At 65.7% G+C, this 2,409-nt stretch carries 2 protein-coding genes and 1 pseudogene; 1 reads left to right on the top strand and 2 read right to left on the bottom strand.

Annotated features, from left to right (window positions below; translation table 11 throughout):
* Both ACOJSJ_RS06580 and ACOJSJ_RS06575 read right to left on the bottom strand, forming a co-directional pair.
* Positions 1–537: pseudogene (locus tag ACOJSJ_RS06580) on the bottom strand (apolipoprotein N-acyltransferase); the annotation flags it as partial.
* An 8-nt stretch (positions 538–545) separates the two neighbouring features.
* Complete coding sequence (locus ACOJSJ_RS06575; protein WP_420144191.1) at positions 546–1,184, bottom strand: YqaA family protein; 639 nt, start codon at positions 1,182–1,184, stop codon at positions 546–548.
* A gap of 201 nt (positions 1,185–1,385) precedes the next feature.
* On the opposite strand from ACOJSJ_RS06575, the gene ACOJSJ_RS06570 reads away from it, so the two are divergent.
* Complete coding sequence (locus tag ACOJSJ_RS06570) at positions 1,386–2,240, top strand: hypothetical protein (RefSeq protein WP_420144190.1); 855 nt, start codon at positions 1,386–1,388, stop codon at positions 2,238–2,240.
* Positions 2,241–2,409: the final 169 nt, after the last annotated feature.

Genomic DNA, 2,409 nt, shown 5'->3' with positions numbered 1-2,409 from the left:
GATGCCGATGCCGGTGGGCAGCAGCGTGACGCCGAGCGGGTTCCAGGCAAAGCCGGTGAACAGGGTCGCGCGCAGATATTCGGCCGCGAGCCAGCTGGCGGCGAAAAGGAGGGGGAGGGTCAAGTTGCAGGCTGCGCCGCGCGCAGCACCCACCCCCAGCCCTTCCCTTGAAAGGGAGGGGCGTTTCCTGTCGAGCCACCATGCGCAGAGCGTCGCAAGGCCGGGATAGACGGCGAGGTAGAGCGAGAGCAGGACCACCGCGCCATAGCCCAGCCAGTGCGGCATGCTGTCCTGAAAGGTGGAGGCGTGGGCGATCCAGTTGAGGCCCAGCGTGAAATGGCCGACGCCGAACAGCCAGCCGCGGGCGAAGGCGGCGCGGCGGTCGGGCGCGCGGTCGATCAGCAGGATCAGCAGCGCAAGGCAGGCCAGCGTCACGGGCCAGAGGCGCAGCGGTTCGAACCCGGTGGCGGACAGGAACCCGGCGAGCAGCGCCGCCAGATTCGGGCGAGCGAACGGGGCGGCGATCAGTTTTTGCATGGGAAGGTTCAGCCGACCGTCGCCATGGTGGCGTGGCTGCACCTGTCGTCCTTCTTCCCGCCGCCGCCGGTCAGCATCGACGCGGCAAGGAAGCCGCCGACCACCAGCACGAGGAAAATCGCGGACAGGAGGGCGAGATATTTTTCGATGAATGCCTTGATTGGGCGGCCGAATTTCCAGAACAGGAAGCCGACCAGCATAAACTGAAAGGCGCGGCTGACGATGCTGGCCCACAGGAAGGTGAAGAGCGACAGGCCGATAAAGCCCGCGGTGATCGTGATCAGCTTGAACGGGATCGGCGTCGCGCCCTTGATCAGGATGATTTCCGCCCCGTAATCGCGCAGGTAACAGGCCGCGACCGGGAATTTGGCGGCAAGGCCCAGCGCGGTGAGGATCTGCTGCCCGACCGCTTCATAGAGGAAATGGCCGATGGCATAGCCCAGCAGGCCGCCCAGCACCGACGCGAGGGTGCAGATGAAGCCGAAGCGGATCGCCCGTTCCGGCCGGGCAAGGCACATCAGGCCCAGCAACGGATGCGGCGGGATGGGGAAGAAACTCGATTCCATGAAGCTGATGGCGAAAAGCCACCGTTCGGCGTGGCGGTGCGCGGCCTTTGCCAGGGTCCATTGGTAGAGCTTCGTTAGCATCGCGGGCGGGCCTAGCCGAGATCATTGGGGCATGCCAACGATTTTGCGTGACGGTTGCGCGACAGCGGCGTGGGCATAGACCTGTCGGGGCGCGGGCCAACCAGCACGGACTTGCCAAAGCACGGACTTGCCAAAGCACGGACTTGATTGTGCAGCGCCGTCTGGGCATGACGCGCTTTCATTCAGTCCGGTCGCCGCATTTTGAACTTTTCTTCGATTCCATGGGACAAGGTGCGGCAGCGCGCGGGCGGCATCGCGTTCGCGCTGGTGCTCAACCTGTTGCTGCTGCTGGCGTTGTTCACCCTGTCGCCGGGATTCCAGCCGCCCAAGGTGGACGACCGCCTGCCCGTGACGTTCGACGTCGAAACCGGCGAAAAGACGCAGGACGCGCAGGCCAAGGCCGAACAGACCCAGAAGCGCGAGGAAAAGAAGACGTCGTCGCCGCAGAAGCAGGCCGACGCCGTTGTGCGCCCCCCGATCCCGGTGGAAAAGCCCGCCGAGCAGCCGCCATCGCCTTTCCCATTCCTGACGCTGAACCGCGAGCAGATGGCGTCCGCCGACATCGGCAACATGCCCAGGGGCGCACAGGGCGCGACGGGGCAGGGCAAGGGCGACAGCGCCATGGTGCAGGGACCGGGCGAAGGGCCGGGCGGCGTTCAGCTGTTCGAGGCGGAATGGTACAGGCGGCCGACCCATGCGGAATTGAGCAGTTACCTGCCCGCCAATGCGCCGGCGCGGGGATATGGGCTGGTGGCGTGCAAGACCATCGACCATTATCATGTCGAAAATTGCCAGACGCTGGGCGAAGCGCCGCTGGGGTCGGGCTTTGCCAAGGCGGTGCGGCGGGCGGCGTGGCAGTTTCTGGTGCTGCCGCCCCGCGTCAACGGCAAGGTGATGGTGGGCAGCTGGGTCCGCATCCGCATCGATTATACCCGCACCGTCGTGTCGGGCGGGGGCAGGCCCGACGCCGATCCCGACCCCGGATATAATGCCGCATCGCCACCGCGGCCGGAACCCAAACGGCTGGGGCCGGGGGTTTCGGGGCCGCAATTTTAGGGCTGTGTGGCTATTCGGTCCAGGGCGGGCTGCAAATGGCGACTTTCTGCGCTTCCGGTGCTCACGTACTTAAGTACGCTGCGTTCGGCCGCGTCACGGGCCGCGGCCGAAGGTTCTCGAAAATCACCAAATTAGCCGCCCCCAGACCCAAAAACCCACAAAGCCCAGA

The sequence above is a fragment of the Sphingobium sp. genome, from assembly GCF_048594625.1.
Classification (GTDB): domain Bacteria; phylum Pseudomonadota; class Alphaproteobacteria; order Sphingomonadales; family Sphingomonadaceae; genus Sphingobium.
The sequence above is the reverse complement of the archived record's forward strand: the minus strand, read 5'-3'. Positions and strand labels throughout refer to the sequence as shown.